This window comes from Pseudomonas sp. KCJK9111, from assembly GCF_046231935.1.
Taxonomy (GTDB): Bacteria; Pseudomonadota; Gammaproteobacteria; order Pseudomonadales; family Pseudomonadaceae; genus Aquipseudomonas; species Aquipseudomonas parafulva_B.
Genome location: NZ_JBJJMO010000134.1, coordinates 1 through 619, shown reverse-complemented (window position 1 = coordinate 619; position 619 = coordinate 1). Strand labels below are relative to the sequence as shown.

Annotated in this window: 1 protein-coding gene; it reads left to right on the top strand. The window is 70.0% G+C overall.

Annotated elements, in window-relative coordinates; translation table 11 throughout:
• A partial coding sequence (locus ACK59L_RS21500) for an Ig-like domain-containing protein (RefSeq protein WP_409275957.1) occupies positions 1-619 on the top strand: 619 nt, incomplete at both ends.

Below are 619 nucleotides of genomic sequence, written 5' to 3'. Positions count from 1 at the left end.
CGCAGTCACAGCACCGGACATCGATGGCGGTGGTGACATCACCCCGCCAGACGCGCCTGTGGACCTGGTGGTCGGCCTGGCCGGCACACAGTTGAGCGGTCGCGGCGAAGCCGGTACCACCGTGCAAGTGCGCGACGCGGCAGGCAACCTGCTCGCCACGGGCACCGTCGGTGCCGATGGGACCTTCACCGTCAGCCTGGACCCTGCCGTCAAGGACGGCAGCAGCCTACAAGTCACCCTCACTGACGCGGCAGGCAACACTTCGCCGGCCGCCAGCGTGACGTCGCCAGACCTCGTAGGGCCTGCGCAACCCACCGACCTGGCCCTGGCCGATGGCGTCACCTTCACCGGGCGCGGTGAGCCAGGCGCCACCGTACAAGTGCGCGATGCCGCCGGCACCGTGATCGGCACAGGCACCGTGGGCGCAGACGGCGCCTTCAGCATCACCCTGTCCCCCGCCCAGGCCAACGGCCAGGCACTGGACGTACGCCTCGTCGATGCGGCAGGCAATGCCTCGGCACCCTTGCAGTTCGACGCCCCTGACATCACTCCGCCAGAAGCGGTCACCAATGTGCTGGTCGGCCCTGGCGGCACCGTCATCGGTGGCCGAGGCGAGCCG